At 57.2% G+C, this 18,910-nt stretch carries 18 protein-coding genes; 3 read left to right on the top strand and 15 right to left on the bottom strand.

Annotation, left to right across the window (positions count from 1 at the left end; genetic code table 11):
- Window positions 1-38 precede the first annotated feature (38 nt).
- On the top strand, window positions 39-881 hold the full coding sequence (gene nei, locus ACGK9W_RS18605; protein ID WP_405418074.1) for an endonuclease VIII: 843 nt from the start codon (window positions 39-41) through the stop codon (window positions 879-881).
- On the opposite strand, the gene ACGK9W_RS18610 is transcribed toward nei, so the two are convergent.
- From ACGK9W_RS18610 to ACGK9W_RS18625, 4 genes are all read right to left on the bottom strand, one after another.
- On the bottom strand, window positions 878-1,867 hold the full coding sequence (locus ACGK9W_RS18610) for an L-threonylcarbamoyladenylate synthase (RefSeq protein ID WP_273085285.1): 990 nt from the start codon (window positions 1,865-1,867) through the stop codon (window positions 878-880). The two genes, nei and ACGK9W_RS18610, sit on opposite strands and share 4 nt — an antisense overlap.
- A 13-nt stretch (window positions 1,868-1,880) precedes the next feature.
- A complete protein-coding gene (locus tag ACGK9W_RS18615; protein WP_405418077.1) occupies window positions 1,881-4,244 on the bottom strand; it encodes a YbcC family protein in 2,364 nt (787 codons plus the stop codon).
- Complete coding sequence (locus ACGK9W_RS18620) at window positions 4,244-5,818, bottom strand: NADH-quinone oxidoreductase subunit L (protein ID WP_104270516.1); 1,575 nt, start codon at window positions 5,816-5,818, stop codon at window positions 4,244-4,246. Before ACGK9W_RS18620 ends, ACGK9W_RS18615 begins: the two co-directional genes overlap by 1 nt.
- A 126-nt stretch (window positions 5,819-5,944) precedes the next feature.
- Entirely contained in the window at window positions 5,945-7,870 is a 1,926-nt protein-coding gene (locus ACGK9W_RS18625) for a methyl-accepting chemotaxis protein (protein WP_405418081.1), read from the bottom strand.
- A gap of 333 nt (window positions 7,871-8,203) precedes the next feature.
- Here ACGK9W_RS18625 and ACGK9W_RS18630 point away from each other — a divergent pair, with 333 nt between their 5' ends.
- Window positions 8,204-8,758, top strand: a complete 555-nt coding sequence (locus tag ACGK9W_RS18630; RefSeq protein WP_241956195.1) for a hypothetical protein — start codon at window positions 8,204-8,206, stop codon at window positions 8,756-8,758.
- Here the strand turns inward: ACGK9W_RS18630 and ACGK9W_RS18635 are convergent.
- The 11 genes from ACGK9W_RS18635 to ACGK9W_RS18685 form a co-directional block, all read right to left on the bottom strand.
- On the bottom strand, window positions 8,755-9,006 hold the full coding sequence (locus ACGK9W_RS18635; RefSeq protein WP_008177267.1) for a hypothetical protein: 252 nt from the start codon (window positions 9,004-9,006) through the stop codon (window positions 8,755-8,757). The genes ACGK9W_RS18630 and ACGK9W_RS18635 overlap by 4 nt on opposite strands.
- A gap of 155 nt (window positions 9,007-9,161) precedes the next feature.
- On the bottom strand, window positions 9,162-9,302 hold the full coding sequence (locus tag ACGK9W_RS18640) for a hypothetical protein (RefSeq protein WP_008177269.1): 141 nt from the start codon (window positions 9,300-9,302) through the stop codon (window positions 9,162-9,164).
- 107 nt (window positions 9,303-9,409) lie between these two features.
- Window positions 9,410-9,649: a sulfurtransferase TusA family protein gene (locus ACGK9W_RS18645; RefSeq protein WP_053113861.1), complete on the bottom strand. Its 240-nt coding sequence runs from the start codon at window positions 9,647-9,649 to the stop codon at window positions 9,410-9,412.
- On the bottom strand, window positions 9,642-9,767 hold the full coding sequence (locus ACGK9W_RS18650; RefSeq protein WP_264752631.1) for a hypothetical protein: 126 nt from the start codon (window positions 9,765-9,767) through the stop codon (window positions 9,642-9,644). Before ACGK9W_RS18650 ends, ACGK9W_RS18645 begins: the two co-directional genes overlap by 8 nt.
- Window positions 9,764-10,936: a formate dehydrogenase subunit gamma gene (locus ACGK9W_RS18655; RefSeq protein WP_008177275.1), complete on the bottom strand. Its 1,173-nt coding sequence runs from the start codon at window positions 10,934-10,936 to the stop codon at window positions 9,764-9,766. Before ACGK9W_RS18655 ends, ACGK9W_RS18650 begins: the two co-directional genes overlap by 4 nt.
- An 87-nt stretch (window positions 10,937-11,023) precedes the next feature.
- Complete coding sequence (gene fdh3B / locus ACGK9W_RS18660) at window positions 11,024-11,632, bottom strand: formate dehydrogenase FDH3 subunit beta (RefSeq protein ID WP_008177277.1); 609 nt, start codon at window positions 11,630-11,632, stop codon at window positions 11,024-11,026.
- Between the two features lie 15 nt (window positions 11,633-11,647).
- Window positions 11,648-14,533 carry a formate dehydrogenase subunit alpha gene (locus ACGK9W_RS18665; protein WP_405418087.1) on the bottom strand — a complete coding sequence of 962 codons (2,886 nt, stop codon included), beginning with the start codon at window positions 14,531-14,533 and terminating at the stop codon, window positions 11,648-11,650.
- Between the two features lie 90 nt (window positions 14,534-14,623).
- Window positions 14,624-14,815 (bottom strand): twin-arginine translocation signal domain-containing protein, encoded by a 192-nt coding sequence (locus ACGK9W_RS18670; RefSeq protein ID WP_008177284.1) that lies wholly within the window; start codon window positions 14,813-14,815, stop codon window positions 14,624-14,626.
- 41 nt (window positions 14,816-14,856) lie between these two features.
- Window positions 14,857-15,468 (bottom strand): molecular chaperone, encoded by a 612-nt coding sequence (locus ACGK9W_RS18675; protein ID WP_008177286.1) that lies wholly within the window; start codon window positions 15,466-15,468, stop codon window positions 14,857-14,859.
- A gap of 109 nt (window positions 15,469-15,577) precedes the next feature.
- The gene (locus ACGK9W_RS18680) at window positions 15,578-16,204 is read right to left on the bottom strand and encodes a DUF3306 domain-containing protein (protein WP_014579229.1); all 627 of its coding nucleotides are present in this window, start codon (window positions 16,202-16,204) and stop codon (window positions 15,578-15,580) included.
- Window positions 16,204-16,782 carry a DUF3305 domain-containing protein gene (locus tag ACGK9W_RS18685; RefSeq protein WP_092031113.1) on the bottom strand — a complete coding sequence of 193 codons (579 nt, stop codon included), beginning with the start codon at window positions 16,780-16,782 and terminating at the stop codon, window positions 16,204-16,206. Before ACGK9W_RS18685 ends, ACGK9W_RS18680 begins: the two co-directional genes overlap by 1 nt.
- A 143-nt stretch (window positions 16,783-16,925) precedes the next feature.
- Between ACGK9W_RS18685 and ACGK9W_RS18690 the strand changes: the two genes are divergently transcribed.
- Window positions 16,926-18,905 (top strand): 4Fe-4S binding protein, encoded by a 1,980-nt coding sequence (locus ACGK9W_RS18690; protein ID WP_053113870.1) that lies wholly within the window; start codon window positions 16,926-16,928, stop codon window positions 18,903-18,905.
- The last annotated feature ends 5 nt before the right edge of the window (window positions 18,906-18,910 follow it).

Below are 18,910 nucleotides of genomic sequence, written 5' to 3' on the forward strand. Positions count from 1 at the left end.
CTGTATTGCAGATAGACCGGTCAGGAGCGGAAACGAGTATGCCCGAAGGTCCCGAAATACGCCGCATGGTCGATGACATTCATAAGGCCGTTGGCGGCAAGGCAGCGCAATCTGTGTTTTTTGCCTTTGAACACCTGAAGCCTTTCGAGCGTGCCCTTCAGGGACGCAGAGTCGAGAGAGTGGAGGCCCGTAGCAAAGCCGTGTTGGTGTTTTTTGAGGCCACAGATGAAGACGGGCCTTGGTGCGTTTACAGCCATAACCAGCTGTATGGCAAGTGGCGCATGGGTAAACCCGATCGGGAACCGAGTACAAACCGGCAACTGCGATTTGCCATTATCGGTCCGAAGAAAGCGGCCCGGTTATACAGCGCCTCCGACATCCAACTGGTTCGGCCCGATGAATTGAGCGAGGTGCCTTATCTGTCACGCCTGGGGCCGGACCCTCTCAATCAGGATGTCAGCGTCGATCAACTGTTGGCAGTGTTTGATGACAAGCGGTTCCGGGGCCGGAACCTGGGTGGTTTGCTGCTAGACCAGGCCTTCGTTGCCGGAATCGGTAATTACCTTCGCTCGGAAATCCTCTTTGAGGCGGGGATTTCACCGCGGGCACGGCCTCGTGATCTGGACGCCGATCAGCAGTCGAGATTGGCCGAGGCGATTCTGACTCTGGTTCAGCGAACCTATCGATTAAAGGGCATCACCAATCCGCCCGACCGTGCAGAGCGGCTCAAACAGGAAGGATGGACGTTCGGGCAGCGCCGGCACATGGTGTTTAACCGCGATGGCGAACGCTGCCACGATTGCGCGTCGCCTCTTGTTAAAACCATGATGGCCAGCCGGCGGCTGTATTATTGCCCTGAGTGCCAGGGTGTGCCGGATTAAGTGAATTGTTCGGTACAGGCCCGTCCCAGCCGATCGTGAACGGCCAGCCACTGGCTTTCCCGGGGGGGAAGCTCAATCACGATCCGATCCACGTTCGCCTTGTCCATAGCGTGCATGGCGGTATAAAGCATGCGAGCGTACTCGTTCGGATCGGCGCTGAGCATAATGGACTCGGATGCCAGCTCGCCCGGGGCAGACTGCCACCAGATAACGCCAGTCTTCTCGCCTGCTGGTGTAACTTCGGGCAAAAGCCCGGCAAACCGATCCGTGGCCACTCCAACGGTAGGTGTGACCGGCTGGTAGTGGCGCTTTACGCTCCCCGGCACTGCCTGGCTGGCCGCTTTGCCTGAGGCGAGCGCGATTCCGAGGCAGGCTTCGATATCGCTCTGGCCGATCTGCCCCGGTCGCGCGATGACTGGGGTTTCGCCGGTCAGATCGACAATGGTGGATTCAATGCCTACCGAACAGTCTCCGCCGTCCAGAACTGCCTTGATTTTCCCGGACAGTCCCGCGAGTACGTGCTCTGCGGTGGTCGGGCTGATCCTGCCATAGGGATTGGCGGACGGGGCGACAAGCTCCCTGCCAAGCCGTTGCATGGTCGCCAGCGTGGCCGGGTGCGCCGGCATCCTGACCGCCACGCCCGGATTGCCGCCGGTAATAAAATCGCTGACGCCGCTTTTCTTCGGCAGTAGCAGCGTAAGCGGGCCGGGCCAGAATGCCTGGATCAGCTGCCTGGCAGTCTCCGGGATCTGGTCGACCCAGATACTGATCCGGTCCGGTGATGCCACATGCACGATCAGCGGGTGTCCGACCGGGCGCTGTTTCGCCTCGAATACCTTCCGGACCGCCTGATCGTTGCTGGCATCGGCCGCAAGCCCGTACACAGTTTCGGTGGGTATAGCGACAAGGTGGCCGGCAAGAAGCAGGCTGGCGGCTTTCTCTAGGTCGCCTGATTGTGTTGCGTCTAACTTGATGGTTGCGGGCATAAGGTCTCAGGGGTTACAGGTTGGGCTGGCTGGCGATGGCTTGCCACTCATTCCGGTAGAAACGCTCAATCGAGGTCTGCTCATCGTCGATCCGGAACAGGTACAGCCAGTCGTTATCGATCAGCTCCTGCACAACTTTGTGTTTTTGCGCGATCTCGGCAATGGCTTCCTTGGGTGCCGCCAGATAAACGCTCAGGCGCAAGGGCTCGTGAACCCAGCGCTTACCATCGTGGACTGACTGCAGCGGCAAACCGATTCGCAAATCGCCGCCGTTGCCCTCGAAAACCCCCAGGTGGCCGCCAACCACGTTGTGCAGGACCTTGTTGCCGCTACCGTAATGCAGATTGTCGGTAACAGACATGAAGTACTGAAGGTTGATCCAGTGGGTGACCACCATGGGCGCGGTCATGATCAGTTCGAGGATGTTGAAGCCTTCATCCTCGCGCCAGCGATAGTCGTGGAGGAAACTGCGGCCACCCAGGTCCAGGTGTCGCGTGGCCGAACGAGGCGCCACGATAAAGCTTGCGTTGCCGGCAAGACCCCATTCCGGCCGAACTTCGGACCAGTCCTGGCTGCGCTTTTTGATGGCGCTGTCAACATCGCTCTCGTTTGCGATACCAAGCCGCAGGGCGCGTTCACGACGTGCCTGGGCGCCGGCATTGGCCAGGAAACCCCGGATCTCGTCGGGAACATCACCTGAGCACTCGACCTCGTCGGTGGTTGTGTTATGCAGTGCCCCCACGAACCGGGTTTCGGAGGGGATCAAAATCCCCTGCTCAGCCAGGGCCGCACGCACGTCCTTGTCGTTCAGGATGCCGGCAAGTACGCGAACATTTACCGAACCGGTCTGTCCGCCGCAGGCGCCGCAGTCGAGGCCCGCTGCATGGGGATTGTTACGCGTACTACTGCCGTGCCCAACAAGGAGAACGGTGGGCGCAAAATCATGAGTCAGGGTCATGGCCCGGAGAATACCCCCGGCCAACTCCGCTTTCTCCGCAGCGCCCAGCAGGGTCCCGTTCTGGCGGATCTCGAACTCGGTCTGTCCCTTATGGAGTTGATCGACCGGGTTATCCGAGGACTTGCCAAAAAAGGTTTTGCGAACCATGCGTCCCAGACCTGCCAGGCCCATGCTCTCGATAAAGCTGAAGCTCGCCGGGCCGGCGTTGGAAAACTGTGACCAGTGGGAGTGGTTGGCTAATGACTGCCGGCTGAAACTGCCGGCAGGTTCGGCCTCAGTAACCTCGAGCGCCGGCGCCAGCAAGCCCGGCAATTGCGGCCGGCAAAACCCGGTGCCCTTGGGTCGATACGAGATCGGGAGGCCGAAGAAGCCGGCAAACCCGAGGGTCTGGATAGCTGGATTCTGGGCTTCCAGCGCACGACGATAGACCTCCGACCGAACATCGATGCAGAAGGCCGCCTGTAACTTCAGCGGCTGATCGTCCGACGAGGGATTTTCAGGCCTGGTAAGAAGCTTTTCAGCCATCTGTGACTGGTAGGCCGACTCAGCCTCTGTTTGCTGGCGCCAACCTGTGGTTTGAGATTGCTCGTGGGTCTGGAGCATCTCTGGCCAGCCATCCCACTGTTTGAGCCAGCGTTGTTTCAGTTCGGCAAAGATGGCCCCGCCAACGTGTTGGACGTGCCGCCATATGGCGAGCTCCCAGGCCAGTCGGATGGCCAGTAGACCCGGCAGCAGGTCTTCCTCGTGGCCACTGAGTCGCGCTTGCCACCGCAAGTAGGCGGCCCAGGATGACCAGCCGTTGATATCCAGGAGGAGCGCATGGGCATAATCTGGCGCATAGTCCGGTTGGGATGCCAGGGCTTCGAGGGCATCGGTAATCAGTTTTTCATGCTGATCCGGCAACACCTGAAACTGGGAGGGCAGGGATGGTTCTCCCATAACAATGGCAATGCCGCGGTCAGCCCGGGTCATTTGCAGCCAGCTATGGTAAAGGTCCTGGGCATCCGCCTTGAAATCACCGGCATCCAGACGCTGGAAATAGTCGCCGCAGAACTGGCTTATCTGATGCACAACTTCATCCTGCCAGCCTACCTGATGGGCGGTGTCGCGATTGCGATCCAGCTGGGCGCTCAGGTTCTGCCAGTGTTCGGGCATGCTGGCGGTCTCCGCGGCTGCCGGGCCGTTGCCCTGCCCGGCAAGCGCGGCCTGATTCTGGCAGCAGGTGCCATTGAGTGCCGCCATGCGCGAAGCGACCCTGGTGAATGGCAGGTCCCGCATTTCCCAGAACGGGTTCACGGCGATCATCTGATCCAATGGCCAGGAGGGCGCGATTCGCGCGCAGGCATCGGTGACGGCCGCCTGCCAATCTGGTGTATGAGTGGTTGCTTCGGTGGTGGCATTAAGGTTCGACGCTAACATTATGCGGACTCCCTGGAACCAGAGGTTGAAGACACGCTGACCACGGCTCGCGGCCGCACGACATCAGGCAGTTTGGCAGGCCATATTTTCAGGGTCAGACGGGTGGACCACTCATCGAGGTAGCCCGCGGCGAACAGGAACCGGTAAAGCCTGGCGCCTGCGGGTGAGAAACGGTGGTAGCGAATCTGGTAGTAGCCGCGTACCAGGATTGCGATAAGGGCCGCGACAAAAACCACTTCCAGCAGGCTTGCCTGGCTCTCCGGTGGGGCGAGCACCATGCCGAAGAAGGTTTTCTGAAGCCAGTACAATGCCCAGAAGGCGGCGCCGATAATCAGGCCACGCCCGACCGTTACAACGCCGCCCCCGGCCGACAGGAATTCTGAGAGCAGAATCGTCAGGGCGATGCCCGGGACAAGCCATGAAAACATGTGTGCTGTGCTGGTCTCATTGGACAGAAAAACAGTCGGCAGCATGAACAGGCCGGCCAGGGCGGCAGCGGCCAGCCACTGTTTTGCCCCGGGCTCATTGACGGTAACCAGGCGTTTTTTCATCGACAACTCAACGGTGTTGCCGGCGTTCAGGAAGGTGTGGGCCTTGTAAGCAGAATGGGCAACCAGATGCAGGAGTGCCAGCTCGTACAGCCCCAGAGCGCACTCAACCAGCATCCAGCCCATCTGGGAGCAGGTTGACCAGGCCAGTCTTACCTTGATGGAAATACGGGTCATCATAACAAGGCTGGCAAACACCGCCGTGGGCCCTGCCACTGCAAGCAGCAGCCACTGGGCGGCGCTTACTTCTGAAATAAGCGGTGCCATCAGAATCATCAGGAAACCGCCAAGGTTCACAACGCCAGCGTGAAGCAGGGCAGAAACCGGCGTGGGTGATTCCACCACCTGAATCAGCCAACCGTGGAACGGCATCTGTGCGCATTTGAGCAAAGCAGCCACGGCCATCAAAACCGCAGCGATCTGGGCGCCGGCGGGCACCTCTGTTGCACCGGATACCTGGACCAGAATCCGATCAATAAAGGGCGTGTCGTACTGGACATAAAGCAGAAGGAACGCCAGTGCCAGGCAGAACTCCGCAATTCGCGCAAAGATGAATTTTTTGTGCGCGGCCAGGGCGGCGCGCGGGCGATCAGGAAAGAACATCAGCAACTGGTGCAGGCTTACGCTGATGGCAATCCAACTGACGAGGAACACCAGCAAATGATTGGTGATGGCGATCATGGCAACGCTGGCGAGGATCACCTGAAGCCAGATCATAAATCGGCGCTGGCCGGGATCCCCCGCAAGATACCTCTCCGAGAAGCGTCCCAGCACCATTCCCAGCAAAGTGATAAGCAGCAACATGATTGAGGCCAGAGGCGCGTGACTGAACCAGACGCCATCGACCGGCCACCACCAACTTCCGATTGCGGCGGCCAAAGCCGATACAAAGGCAAGCTTGAAGGTCAATGACCGTGCGAGAAGGTTGCTCTGGTTGGTTGCCAATCCGGTCGCGACTGCTCCGGCACCGAAAAGCAGCGGTACCAGCAGTGAGAACAAGGATTCGATCGCCTGAACATCGAACATGCGAGGGCCTCGGAATCAGGAGTATTTAATACGCGTAGTATCCGAGGCTTTTGCTGTGAACAAAAATATATATATCCGATCGATTCGTTCGTTATTTAAGAATGATTGCCGGGTATGGAAACTGGGTCAGGTCCTGTAAGAGTCCAATTGAGACTTCAGTTTTTCCGCTAGTTGCTTCAACGTTTCTGCCGCCTCATTGGTTGATGCGGCGTTCTCCTGGCTGCTACCAGCCATTTGCCGAATGTGCTCAAGGCGCTGGTTGATGTCCTCAGAAACCTGGCTCTGCTGCTCGGCGGCGCTTGCCATTTCAATGTTGGTGTCCCGAATGGTTCGAACGCCCTCGCGCAGTGCCTCGATCGCGTTGCCGGTTTCGCGGATCATGTCGTTGGTTTCAGTTGCTAGCTGACTGCCCACCTCAATAACGTCGGTGACACCGGCAACGCCTTCCTGCAGGTGATTGATCTGGTCCTGGATCTCTTTGATGGACTCCTGGGTCCGACGGGCCAGGTTTCTGACTTCGTCTGACACCACCGCAAAACCTCTGCCGTGTTCTCCGGCTCGCGCTGCCTCAATCGCTGCATTAAGCGCCAGGAGATTAGTCTGTTCCGAAATGTTTTCTATGACGGAAAGAATATTGCCGATGTTATCCGATGCAGCTCTCAGCGAAGCACTGGTTTGCACTGAGCTCTGGTTGTTGTCGAGCTGGCTCTGTATTTTCGCCGTGGTTTTGGCAATGAGCGATTGGCCACTTTCGGCCAGACCATCCGCCTCTTTGGCAATGTTTTCAGCCCTGGAGGCGCTTTCGGCAACAGTTTGAGCGGTTGCTGTCATCTCATTCATGGCGGTTGCAACCTGCTCGGTCTCCTCGGTTTGTTGCGAGACGACGGTGGCGGAGTCTGATGCTATGCCCCTTAGACTCGACGAGGCCTCAAGCAGGCTTTCCGAGGATCTTTTGGTTTCTGAAATTGTAGTTTGTAACCGGTCTAGCAAGCGATCGAAGCCTTGGGCCATGACGTCCAATTCGCTCTTGCCGGTTGCATTGAACCTCACCGTCAGGTCGCCTTCGCCGCTGGCAATGTCGTTGATGGCATCGATCATTTTTTGGAGAGGTCGAGCCACAACCAGTTGTGCCAGGGCACTCAGGCAGCCGATCAGCACCAGTCCGCCGATCAGAATTGCCATGACCGTCTTGATGGTCTGATTGCGAACCATGGCTGCCACTTCGTCTTCCGAGTAGCCGGTGATAATCTGGTACCCCCAGGCATCGAACGCAGTACGTGCAAGGTTCCAGTCTTCCGGCTCAGATTCCAGCAGGTTTTGCAGTGGATCGGACTCAATGGAGCTGGAGTGCATGCGCAGTCGATTCTTGTCGTCCACCAGGGCGAGAAATCCTCTTTCCAGCAGGCTGGATGAGGTGATGTCCGCTTCAAGTTCTTCAAGGTCCGCTGAATAGCCCACATACCAGATGCCGATAATCTGGTTTGAGGCGTTACGGATAGGGCTGTAAGCGGTGAGGTAGGGATTGCCGAGAATATCGACCTGTCCGAAGTAGGCTTCGCCCCGGCTAATGGCCTGCCCGGCCGCGCCCGCCATATTCAGTTTGGTGCCGATGGCACGGGATCCATCGTCTTTCTTTACGTTTGTGGAAACCCTGACAAAGTCCTGTCCATCCCTGACGAATAGAGTGGCTGTGCCGTCCATGATCCCGGTTATGCCATCCACCAGGTCAAAGTTGTTGTTGATCATGGTGTCGCCGAGAAACAGTGCCGGAACGGGTTTGCCTGCGACCGGTTCGGTTCCCTGGATCCTGGCGGCTCCGAGTTGCTGGCCGCGTTCAATGAGCAGATTCAGCGAATTCTTCACCCGTTTTGACATGAGCTCGTCGGTGATGGAGAGCATTCCGGTGATCTCCTCGACAAGATCACTCTGCCTTTCAGCGACATCTGCCGTGATCGTTTTCTGCGTGTTTAAAGCGATCACAACGCTTGCGAGTATTGCGATGACCAGCAGAACAGCGGCAATCGAGACGATGAACAGTTTTCTGATAGACATGCTGATTCCCCAGAATCTATAAGCTTTACGGACTATTGGAGCACGCAAATTACTGCGATCTTTTTTTATATCGGCCGGGATCGATGCTTCCTTAATCATTATTGCGTCATTCGTGAATCATTCCAGAGATTACGACGCATATGTGCTGCCAAAAGAGCGGAAATGTCGCTCGGCAGGCACAGGCCTGGCTGCGGATTTGTAAAACCTTCTTGCAATCACCATATTTCTGCGTCCACGAAATGATCCACCGATGGGGCTCGAGCCTATCGTTCAATGGCCATTGCTGGACGACCCGTGCAAGAAGTGAAAACCGGAAAAGACCGAGGCAAAGAATTGGATTGTGAAAAAAAAGGCGCCTTCCTGGCTAGAAGGAAAAAGCATTCGACCCTGACCGCTGGGGTTTATTACCCGAAACCCGAAGCCATTGCGGCCGACTACTGGGGTGTCTTTGTTGATAATACGCCCTACATACTATTGGTGCCTGACGAAGATCGCAGTGCTCGCGAAAAGGCCGAGCGGCTGGCTGAATCAGCTAACTTCCGAACGTTGCTTGAAGCAACCCTGACAGCCTGTGAGCGGATTGAGGCGAAACCTGTTGATGGCCGCGCTGTGGATTGGGCCGAAAAGCTCACCGTGATCAGCGCCAGTCGCTCCGGAGACGTTGAGACGGGAACAAGAGAAATCGGCGAGATCAGGGCAATCCTGATGCCCGGTTGTCATCAGGCCGTGGCAGACACCCTGTGCATCGACGATACGCTGGCGACTGTGATCGATTCGAAATTTCCGCGAGTTTCGAATTTTGACGATCTTCCAGAACTTTCGGATCGAGACGTGAAAATGTCGCTGGGTAACCTGGAAGCCCGCAAGCATCCACGAGGTGGTCACTAGGGGCAGGTGCTCGCCGGGATTTCCGGAGTTTCCTGGAGGGGAATTGCGCAATCTTCCGGCAATGCGTCGGTCAGCTGCATCAGCAGATCTGTTGTGTGGCTCATCTGCTCGCTGAGTTGACTGTAATCAGTGCTCTGCTGATTCTCTGACTGCTGAGCGGCAAGCTGGTACTGCTTTTCGAGGATCAGGTCCTGCAGGAATCTTATTTGCCGGGCAGTCAGAATTACCGGTCGACTGTTGTCGCTCATTGTTTGGCCTTTTAGTCTGTATTAAATAGAAATGAGGGTAGGCTTACGGTGGTTTGCTTGCTATGGATCTGACGTTCCCGTGTTACATCAATGATCACGCTATTCCAGCATATGTCTCCGTTTTCACGCTGTTTGGGAGTGCCGGTACCACTCAGTCATTTCACAACACCGGATGCTGACTTGATCCGCCACTCGTGCCTCCAGAAGGTCATGGTTTCCGCAGCACCAGGAATCGACCGGGCCAGTCCCTCGACATTTTCAGGCATCATCATTTCCCACAGTGGGTCTGAACTCATCGGAATTCCAATTATTAGGAGTCCTAATTTAAGATAGGGGGTTGGCGCCTGATTTTCCAAGAGGGCGTGGTGAAGTGTAGGAAAAGATTGACGATTTCGATGCCGTTTTATGCCAGGGAAATGCGGTAACGAGTGACGCCAGCTTCTTCTTCTCTGGTCCATTCAATCCGGTGGCCGGTGATATCACAGAGGGCCTGAAGGTCCTTTCGGCCGGTGGGGTCATCCGCCAGGAAATCGACCAGTGTTCCGCCGGGCAGGTCTTTGGTCCGTTTTTTGAAGCGCAGGATGGGGAGAGGACATACCAGACCGACGGCGTCGATCTGGTATACCTCGGACTGATCAGTCAAGGCGAACGCTCTCTGCGCTGGTTTGTTCCGCCGACGACCAGCCAAATTGGTTCAGCACCATTGGTGCAGCCGTGGCAATGAGCAGGGCCGCGATAAAAGCCGAAATCATTACCTTCACGACGAACCTCCTTTGCCTTGTTTGGCTTCAACCTCAGCGACCCACAGATCGTGGTGTTGACGAGCCCATTCGAGATCAACCTGGCCGTTACCCATAGCGTCGAAGGCACCTTCCATGCCGACCGAGCCGATGTAGATGTGGGCAATGATGGCCAGCATCATCACAAACGCCACGATAGAGTGCCAGATGTTGGCATACTGCATCTCTTCGTGCGGCGTCAGCACTGTCGGCAAATCCGTTCCCAAAACAGTGTTCACGACGCCAAACGTCTTGGCAAACATTGGAATTTCAAACGGAAACAACAATGACAGGCCCGACAACGAGACTGAAAAACCCAGCAACATCACGGTCCAGAAAACAATTTTCTGACCGGCGTTGAACTTCCTCGCTGACGGATGGGCGTTGGTGAAGATGCCGCCGCCCACTTTGAGCCACTGCCAATCGAGCTTGTTGGGGATGTTGTGCGCCACCCACATGAAGAAGGTCATCACCAGCCCCAACATAAAGGCCCACGCAATGTTGTTGTGAAGCCATTTGGAGCCGGCAGCCAGAGTGGCAAAGGCCTCGGGCCCCATAACCGGAATGAGGAAACTGCGACCCATCAAGGTGATTAACCCCGTTATAGCTAATGCGACAAACGAGCCCGCCAACAGCCAGTGACCAAATCGTTCGATGGCTTTGAATCGTTCAACCGTGGTGCCCGCAGGGCCGCCTGTGATTTTGATTCTTCCGCGCACAAAATAGAACACTGCCAGTAGCGCAATGATAGCCAGGATTGCACTGCCACCGTAAGTGATGACCGGCCCCTCTCGTAACTTGTACCAGGGTATGCCTCCGTCCTGGATCAGGACGTCAGCGGCAGGCCCCCGGGCCTGGGTACTGGGGTCAATCTTGTTGTATCGAATGGCACGATAGATGTCGGAATCCGAGCGCCCTCCCAGGGTGCCGAGTCGACCACTGATCGGTGCCGCATTGGCAGGATTACCCAGGTTTTCCGAGCGAAAAGACTCGTCAATTTCCAACTGTTTTTGACGAGCCAGGATGTCTTCCAGGGTTTGAGCACCCCCGGTAGACGTGCGATCAACCGCGGGGGCCTCTTGCGCCCAGACAGGATTAAACACCAGTGTCGCCAGTGCAAGGACGACAGCACCTAACAACTTACGCTTCATGCGAGCACCCCAAAAGAATCAAGAAGAAGAGTTCGTTGCCGCCATGAGTTTTGCGGGGCCCGGGGGGCCCCGAAACTCATGGCGGGCTTAAGGGACCTTCTTCCCATAGGCCGTGCCCCATCCCCAGGCGCCGGAACCGAAACCACGGCTCACCACACGCTGGCGATAGATGTCTGCCACCTCGCTGCCATCACCGGCCAGCAGCGCTTTGGTCGAGCACATTTCGGCACAGATTGGCAGCTTGCCCTCGGCAATGCGGTTGCGGCCGTACTTGGTGAACTCAGCTGTTGAATTGTCTTCTTCAGGGCCGCCTGCACAGAACGTGCATTTGTCCATCTTGCCCCGGCTGCCAAAGTTGCCCGCCTGGGGGAACTGAGGCGCACCGAAGGGGCAGGCATAAAAACAATACCCACAACCAATACACAGATCCTTGGAGTGCAACACGATACCGTCTTCGGTCTGGTAGAAGACATCCACAGGGCAAACGGCCATACAAGGCGCGTCTGAACAGTGCATGCAAGCTACCGAGATCGAGCGTTCGCCAGGCTTACCATCTCCGATGGTCACCACGCGCCGGCGGTTGATACCCCAGGGGACTTCATTCTCATTCTTACAGGCCGTTACGCAAGCATTACATTCGATGCAGCGTTCGGCATCGACCAGGAATTTTGCGCGTGCTTTTCCCTCAAGTGCCATGATTTACACCTCTTGTTATGCCGGCATAATCGAACACAGGGTGGCTTTGGTCTCTTGCATCTGCGTGACCGAGTCATACCCGTATGTTTGAACCGTGTTGGTGGATTCGCCCAGAACGATGGGGTCTGCGCCCTTGGGATACTTGTCCCTCAGGTCCTTGCCTTGATAGTGCCCGCCAAAGTGGAATGGCATGAAGGCCACCCCCTCTCCGACACGTTCGGTCACCATGGCCTTGACCTTGATCCGCGCGCCTTCGGGGCCGGAAACCCAGACATCATTGCCGTCACGGATGTTCAGGTTGTTGGCATCGCGTGGGTTAACCTCGATGAACATTTCCTGTTGCAATTCAGCCAGCCAGGGGTTTGAGCGAGTCTCATCACCACCACCCTCATATTCGACCAGACGGCCGGAGGTAAGGATGATCGGGAACTCCTTGCTGAAGTCGTTCTTCTGAATGGACTCGTACAGGGTAGGCACCCGCCAGAAAGTCTTGTCTTCGTATGTCGGGTAATCCTTAACCAAATCACGACGGTTGGTATATAGCGGTTCGCGATGCAGCGGTATCGGATCCGGGAAGTTCCAGACCACGGTGCGGGCCTTGGCATTACCGAAAGGTGCGCACTCGTGCTTGATTGCCACACGTTGAATGCCGCCAGACAGGTCTGTCTTCCAGTTGGTTTCCGGGCCGGCCACGGCTTCAATACTGGCCCGCTCCTCAGCCGTCAGATCGCCATCCCAGCCCAGATCCATTAGCATCTGCATGGTGAATTCCGGGTAGCCGTCCTTGATCTCGGAGTTCTTCGAGTAGACGCCATCTGCCAACAGGCTTTCGCCATCACGCTCGACTCCGAAGCGGGCCCGGAACGTCAGGCCGCCTTCGGAAACCGGCAACGACATGTCGTACAGGTTGGCAGTGCCCGGATGGTTCATCTCCGGTGTGCCCCATGAAGGCCACGGTAAGCCGTAGAAATCACCATCACAAGGTCCACCGACTGCACGCAGCGTAGTCTTGTCGAAGTGGTGCTGATATTTCATGTGCTTCTTGAGGCGCTCAGGGGACTGGCCGGTGTAGCCAATGGTCCACATGCCACGGTTGAACTCGCGGGTGATGTCCTCAATCGACGGTTCGTCTCCATCAATGGCAATGTTGCGGAACATGCGATCGGTGAAGCCGAACTTGTCCGCAAACAGCTTCATGATTTCATGATCGACCTTGGAGTCGAACAGCGGCTCTACTACTTTTTCTCGCCACTGCAGAGAACGGTTCGACGCGGTTACCGAGCCGTAGGTTTCGAACTGGGTGGTCGTGGGCAGCAGGTAGGCACCCTCTTTGCGATCGTGGAGTACGGCAGAAACGGTCGGGAAGGGATCCACTACAACCAACAGGTCGAGCTTTTCCATCGCTTCCTTCATTTCCGTCATACGGGTCTGGGAGTTGGGCGCGTGGCCCCACAGCACCATGGCCCGGGTGTTGTCTGGCTGCTCCAGGTTTTCTTTGGCTTCCAGGACACCGTCAATCCATCGGGATACCGGAATGCCTTTCTCGTTCATCATGGCTTTGGATTTGCCGTTCTTGTCCCACACGGCAAAGCGGCCTTTCAGGTAGTCCAGATCCTCTTCCCAGACTCTTGACCAGTGGGCCCAGGCGCCAGCGGACAGACCATAATAGCCGGGCAGAGTGTCGGCGAGCACGCCCAAGTCGGTAGCACCCTGAACGTTGTCGTGCCCCCGGAAGATGTTGGTGCCACCGCCAGCAACGCCCATGTTGCCCAGTGCCAGTTGGAGAATGCAGTAGGCCCGGGTGTTGTTGTTACCATTGGTGTGCTGGGTACCACCCATGCACCAAATAACGGTACCCGGGCGGTTGTTGACCAGAGTGCGGGCCACACGCTCGAGTTGAGCGCCCGGAGCGCCGGTTACACGCTCGACTTCTTCCGGATTCCAGCGTTTTACTTCCTCACGAATCTCATCCATGCCCCACACCCGGGTGCGGATGAACTCTTTGTCTTCCCAACCGTTTTCGAAAATGTGCCAAAGTATGCCCCAGACCAGCGCAACGTCGGAGCCCGGACGAAAACGGACGAACTCATCGGCGTGCGCGGCAGTGCGTGTGAAACGCGGATCGCAGACGATGAGAGGTGCGTTATTCTCTTCCTTCGCCTTAAGCACATGTAACAGCGAGACCGGGTGCGCTTCGGCAGGGTTACCCCCGATGATGAAGATGGCTTTGGAGTTGTGGATGTCGTTGTAGGAATTGGTCATTGCGCCGTAGCCCCAGGTATTGGCTACGCCGGCGACGGTGGTGGAGTGGCAGATACGAGCCTGGTGGTCCACGTTGTTGGTGCCCCAGTAGGCCGCAAACTTACGGAACAGGTAGGCCTGCTCGTTGTTGAACTTTGCGCTGCCCAGCCAGTAGACCGAATCGGGACCGCTTTGCTCACGAATTTCGAGCATCTTGTCGCCGATTTCGTTGATGGCGGTATCCCAGGAGATTTTCTGCCACTGGCCGTTGACCATCTTCATGGGCGACTTGAGACGACGTTCGCCATGGGCACTCTCCCGTACAGAAGCCCCTTTGGCACAGTGCGCGCCAAGATTGAAGGGGCTGTCCCAACCAGGCTCCTGCCCGATCCATGTTCCATTCTGCACTTCAGCCTCGACCGTGCAGCCTACCGAACAGTGCGTACAAACGGATTTTTTGACGACGACTTCGCCACCCCCGGTCGTTGGGGCCGCAGCTTCAACCCGTCCCGATGACAGCGACAGTGCGGCCAGACCACCCACTGCCACGCCAGACGTTGTCAGGAACTGACGACGGTCCAGAGTCTTGGCAGCGAGAGAAGAAAGCAAAGAGCCTGCACGGGAGCCTTTCGCTACCCCGTTGGTCTTCTTCCTTAACATGTCGTTTACCTCTCTCTTTATTATTCTCGTTTTTTCGGAAAGCTGAATCTCTCAAGGGCCTTTCGCAACCTCGATCAACTCAAATCCCCGTTAAAAGCGAGCCGATTCGAAATACTTACGTGTGTGTTCGGTATCACGTAAACCGCGGCTTTTCGGCGCGTCTTGTCTGACGACCTCCGCTGCGGCGTTCGGTGCAACCGTCATTGCCACCGCAGCCGGTGCTGCAGCAGCGGCCATTTGCAGGAAACGGCGACGGCTGTTTTCACGCTTCGGGTTGTCCATTGGACACCTCCCCCTGGGTTTATGGGACCTTGAGATCCCGGTTACTGAATTGCAAAGGCGTCGGCTTCTACCGCCATGAAGGCTCGACCGAGCGAACCCACTGGTGCGTAAAAAATGGCGCTTTGCGCTTCTTCCAAGTCGGTAAAAAACAAGGCTGCCCACTTTGCCAGGTGGGCATCAAAAAATGCTTTTTGCGACGGCAGTCCGCTGTCGCATGGAAATTCCCCGGTGATGATGCCCGCCATGATTTCGCAGAGGGTGCCGATGTGATCTTCCGGCTCCTTTACGTCGCTGCGGGATTTGATACCGCGGGTCATGAGATCCGTACGCAGCTCCGCCAGGGGCTTCTCATTCAGGAAGCCGGTGAGGTAGTAGCTGGCATAGGGGAGCAGTTCTCCGCGACCGAGTCCGACAAACAGATTGTTGAACTCTCGCTCGGCGTCATACGGGTTGGTGCGTTCGGCGAGGGCTGCCAGGTTTTTGCAGGCCGAACCGAGTGGCGTCTCGTCGCCTTGTAATGAAGCCAGCCCTTTCAGCAATTCACTGGAGGGCGGGTCTACAAGCAGGACGCCAAGCAGCTGATAGATCTGGGCCCTGGCACGATCTTCTTCAGAGATCGAACGCGGGCACTGGATTTCCGCAGTGTTACTCAATTCCTGTTCCTTCTAATTATTATGTGCGGCCTGTCACGCTATTCTAGTACACAATCCAGAATATTGGCCTGACCGACCTTTAACTTGCTAATAGCTGAAACGTATTCTGCTAATAGTCAAAACGCATACGAGGACGGAATCGTGGTTCCGGCTCCTCTTCCGAGTAGGTCGCCTCTTCTTGGGCAAGCTGCTGCTCGGGAAGTTCCGTCGGCGTTGCCATATCTTCCAGTTCGGGACTGTCCTCAGAATCCGGTTCCTCGGCGGTTGTGGAATCAGGCCCTGCCAACGACGAGACTGCCTGCTTTTCCGACTGATCGTCCACGACGTCCGCGGCTTTTTTGGCTTTGTCGACGAGCCCCTCTCCAACCTTGTATAAAGTTTTCACTGTCTGTCCGGCCGTCGAGGCCAGTGTGTAGTCCTCATCGTAATCATTGAGGCCGTCCAGAACGGCCAGTACCGGGTTGGATTTCCAGAGTCCCCTCAGGGCCTTGCGGCGGAGGAACTCCGGAATTTCCTTGCGCATGAAACCGGTGATGTCCGTACCCAGCTCAATGTTTTCCGGGTCAGGCAGGCCATACTTCTCTAGCAGCTCGTGTTCCGGCAATGCTTCATTGATTGCCAGTTCCTGCTCCTCCGGGGCTGGCTCAGCCTCGATAACCGGAGGAGGGGATGGTTCCGGGCGCTTGGCGGCTTCGGCCTTCTTGCGAGCCCAGCGCTGAAGACGTGATTCGGCCATCACTGAATTCTCGGCTTTTTGATGTTCGAGGGAGCACGAAAAACGTCACTTTCCTGACGTATGCGCGGGTCGCCCTTGGCGTCCTCAACGCCATCCACGCGGACTTCGTCGCGACGACGTTTTTTGAACGGCTCCTCGATATAGTGCATATCGATAAACTCTTTTATCCAGGCTGCAAGGGATTCAGGAATAGGAACCGCCTCGACAATGCTTTCGCCACTGTCGAGGGCATCCAGAGCCTCATGGGCGCTGGCTGTGACGGTGCTGACAACCCACCCGGACGGCGACTGGCTCGTTACATCTTTGTCCAGGATGATCCAGACCGAAGGGGCAGCCATGTTCAGGGAGACCAGATAGCCTTCAACATCGGCCCGGAACAGCTCCATCGTAACCGTGCCCGCGTGGTAATCGACCACGTCGCCCTCGCGAACCATTTCTTTCCAGAACGCCTCAGGCGCCCCCGGTATGACGGCAACAGGCTTCCAGATAACCTTTGCCCAACGAGTGACCCCCGGAGACCGGCGAACGACGGCGCCGACCTTCAATTCGCGTTGCCATTGATCTGTACGACTACTCATGGTGCTTCTCATTTTTTGTAATAGCGTAAAAATAGCAGGGCACAAACGATTATCCAATTGTCCAAAAGATAATGCCTGTGGCATGCTCGAAAAGCGATACGGAAGCGTACACGTATAAAAACAACGAAAGAGTCAAACTCCTGATGACGGCATCCAAGACCCTATTACTATGTAGCTGCGACAAATCACAGACCTTCGATTCAGAGGCCCTGCGCAAAGCCGCGGCCGCGGATCAGGTCATCGCAGTGGATCAACTGTGCGGCAACGAAATGAGTATTGCCGCCGAGCACCTGGGCGCCAGCAGTGACGTGCTTATTGCCTGTGGCCAGCAGGCGGCTTTTTTCGAGCGCCTTGCGGAGGACGTTTACGCCGAGACCCAGCACTCAGCGCCGCTCCAATCCATTGATATCCGGGATCGCGCCGGCTGGAGTGCCCCCGACGCGAAGCCCGAACGGTTGCACGCCAAGCAGGCCGCCCTGGTTGCCGCTGCCCAGCTGCCGGCACCAATGGCGCCGGCAAAAACCATCCAGTCCAGCGGCGTGTGCTGCATTGTGGGTCCCACCGAACAGGCCATAAGGATGGCCGGACTGGTGCAGGACGAACTGGGCGTGACCTGCATTGTTAATGATGCCGGCCCGATCCAGCTGCCATCTGCTGCCTACGACGTGGCCAAAGGGCAGTTGACGGGCGCCTACGGCGCACTGGGCAATTTCAAGCTGGAATTTGCGCACCTGCAACCCCTGCATCCGGCCGGTCGCGGTGAGCTGGATTATGAGGCAGCCAAGCCCACCGCCCGCAGCGAATGCGACGTGTTCATCGATCTGCGTGGCGGTGCCCCGGCATTTCCCAGCCACGAGAAGCGCAACGGTTACTTCTGGGCCGACCCGAAGAAGACCGGCGAGCTGGAGCGCATTGCCCTGACGGCCAGGGAAATGGTGGGTGAGTTCGAAAAAACCGTGTACTTCAGGCTCGAAGAGTCGCTCTGCGCGCACTCCCGGGCCAACAAGCCCGGTTGTACCCGTTGCCTGGATGTATGCCCGACGGAAGCCATTTTCTCCTTTGGCGACCATATTCAGATCGATTCGGACATTTGCGCCGGCTGTGGCTCCTGCGCCGCCGTTTGTCCCACCTCTGCGGTGACCATGAATGAGACGCCATTCGAGGCGATCACCAAGGCTGTTGAAGTGATGGCCAAGGTCTATCGCGAGCATACTCACGAATCGCCACGCCTGGTGTTCCATACCCTGGAGGCTGGCACAGAGGCCATTGCCAACCTGGCCCGCTACGATAATGGCCTCGCGGATGATCTGATCCCGATGGGGCTCGAGCATGTCGACCGGATTGGGCACGCTGAAATCATGGCGGCGTTCGGCGCCGGCTACGCCGAGGTTCTGATCCTTGCGGACAATGAGCTGGATCGCCGGGCGGTGACTGCGGAAGTGGAACTGGCCCAGGCCATGCTCAAAGGCACCCACAACTCGCCGAGCCGGGTGCGGGTCATTTCCGCCATCGAACTCTGCGATGCAGGTGACAATGCCGGGCGAGTGAGCGATCCGGTTCTGCTGGTTGGCGGTCGCCGGGATATCACACGGGTGACAGTGGCTGCGATGTCGGACAAGATCGAAGAGCCGATTCCGCTCCCTGTAGGCGCGCCATACGGTGCGATCGAAATTGATTCCGATAAATGCACGCTCTGCCTTGCCTGTGTATCACTCTGCCCGACGGGCGCCCTTGGTGACCACCCGGATCGCCCCGAGGTCCAGTTCACGGAAAACGCCTGTGTCCAGTGTGGTATCTGCGAGAGTACCTGCCCTGAGACCGCCATCACCCTGAAGCCCCAGCTGGATGTGTCCAAGGCGGCGCTGAGTGCCCGGGCATTGCACGGTGAGGAGCCATTCGAATGCATCAAGTGCGGAACCCCGTTCGGCGTTGCCAGCACCATTAACCGGATCGTCGAGAAACTGGAAAACCAGCACTGGATGTACAAGAACTCTGATAACGTGCAGCTGATCAAGATGTGCGACGACTGTCGGGTCAAATCCCAGTTCCATGGTGACAACGCACCCATGGCGGCCGGTGAACGCCCCAGGGTCCGCACCAGTGATGATTATCTGGACAGCTAAAAACA

Origin of the sequence: Marinobacter flavimaris (assembly GCF_045057155.1) — a bacterium.
GTDB lineage: Bacteria > Pseudomonadota > Gammaproteobacteria > Pseudomonadales > Oleiphilaceae > Marinobacter > Marinobacter manganoxydans.

Coding starts and splice junctions, on each gene's coding strand:
- nei (WP_405418074.1), top strand. CDS start 39: ATGCCCGAAGGTCCCGAAATACGCCGCATGGTCGATGACATTCATAAG.
- ACGK9W_RS18640 (WP_008177269.1), bottom strand. CDS start 9,302: ATGAGTTCAGACCCACTGTGGGAAATGATGATGCCTGAAAATGTCGAG.
- ACGK9W_RS18625 (WP_405418081.1), bottom strand. CDS start 7,870: ATGTCTATCAGAAAACTGTTCATCGTCTCGATTGCCGCTGTTCTGCTG.
- ACGK9W_RS18680 (WP_014579229.1), bottom strand. CDS start 16,204: ATGGCCGAATCACGTCTTCAGCGCTGGGCTCGCAAGAAGGCCGAAGCC.
- fdh3B (WP_008177277.1), bottom strand. CDS start 11,632: ATGGCACTTGAGGGAAAAGCACGCGCAAAATTCCTGGTCGATGCCGAA.
- ACGK9W_RS18690 (WP_053113870.1), top strand. CDS start 16,926: ATGACGGCATCCAAGACCCTATTACTATGTAGCTGCGACAAATCACAG.
- ACGK9W_RS18655 (WP_008177275.1), bottom strand. CDS start 10,936: ATGAAGCGTAAGTTGTTAGGTGCTGTCGTCCTTGCACTGGCGACACTG.
- ACGK9W_RS18635 (WP_008177267.1), bottom strand. CDS start 9,006: ATGAGCGACAACAGTCGACCGGTAATTCTGACTGCCCGGCAAATAAGA.
- ACGK9W_RS18685 (WP_092031113.1), bottom strand. CDS start 16,782: ATGAGTAGTCGTACAGATCAATGGCAACGCGAATTGAAGGTCGGCGCC.
- ACGK9W_RS18670 (WP_008177284.1), bottom strand. CDS start 14,815: ATGGACAACCCGAAGCGTGAAAACAGCCGTCGCCGTTTCCTGCAAATG.
- ACGK9W_RS18615 (WP_405418077.1), bottom strand. CDS start 4,244: ATGTTAGCGTCGAACCTTAATGCCACCACCGAAGCAACCACTCATACA.
- ACGK9W_RS18665 (WP_405418087.1), bottom strand. CDS start 14,533: ATGTTAAGGAAGAAGACCAACGGGGTAGCGAAAGGCTCCCGTGCAGGC.
- ACGK9W_RS18610 (WP_273085285.1), bottom strand. CDS start 1,867: ATGCCCGCAACCATCAAGTTAGACGCAACACAATCAGGCGACCTAGAG.
- ACGK9W_RS18620 (WP_104270516.1), bottom strand. CDS start 5,818: ATGTTCGATGTTCAGGCGATCGAATCCTTGTTCTCACTGCTGGTACCG.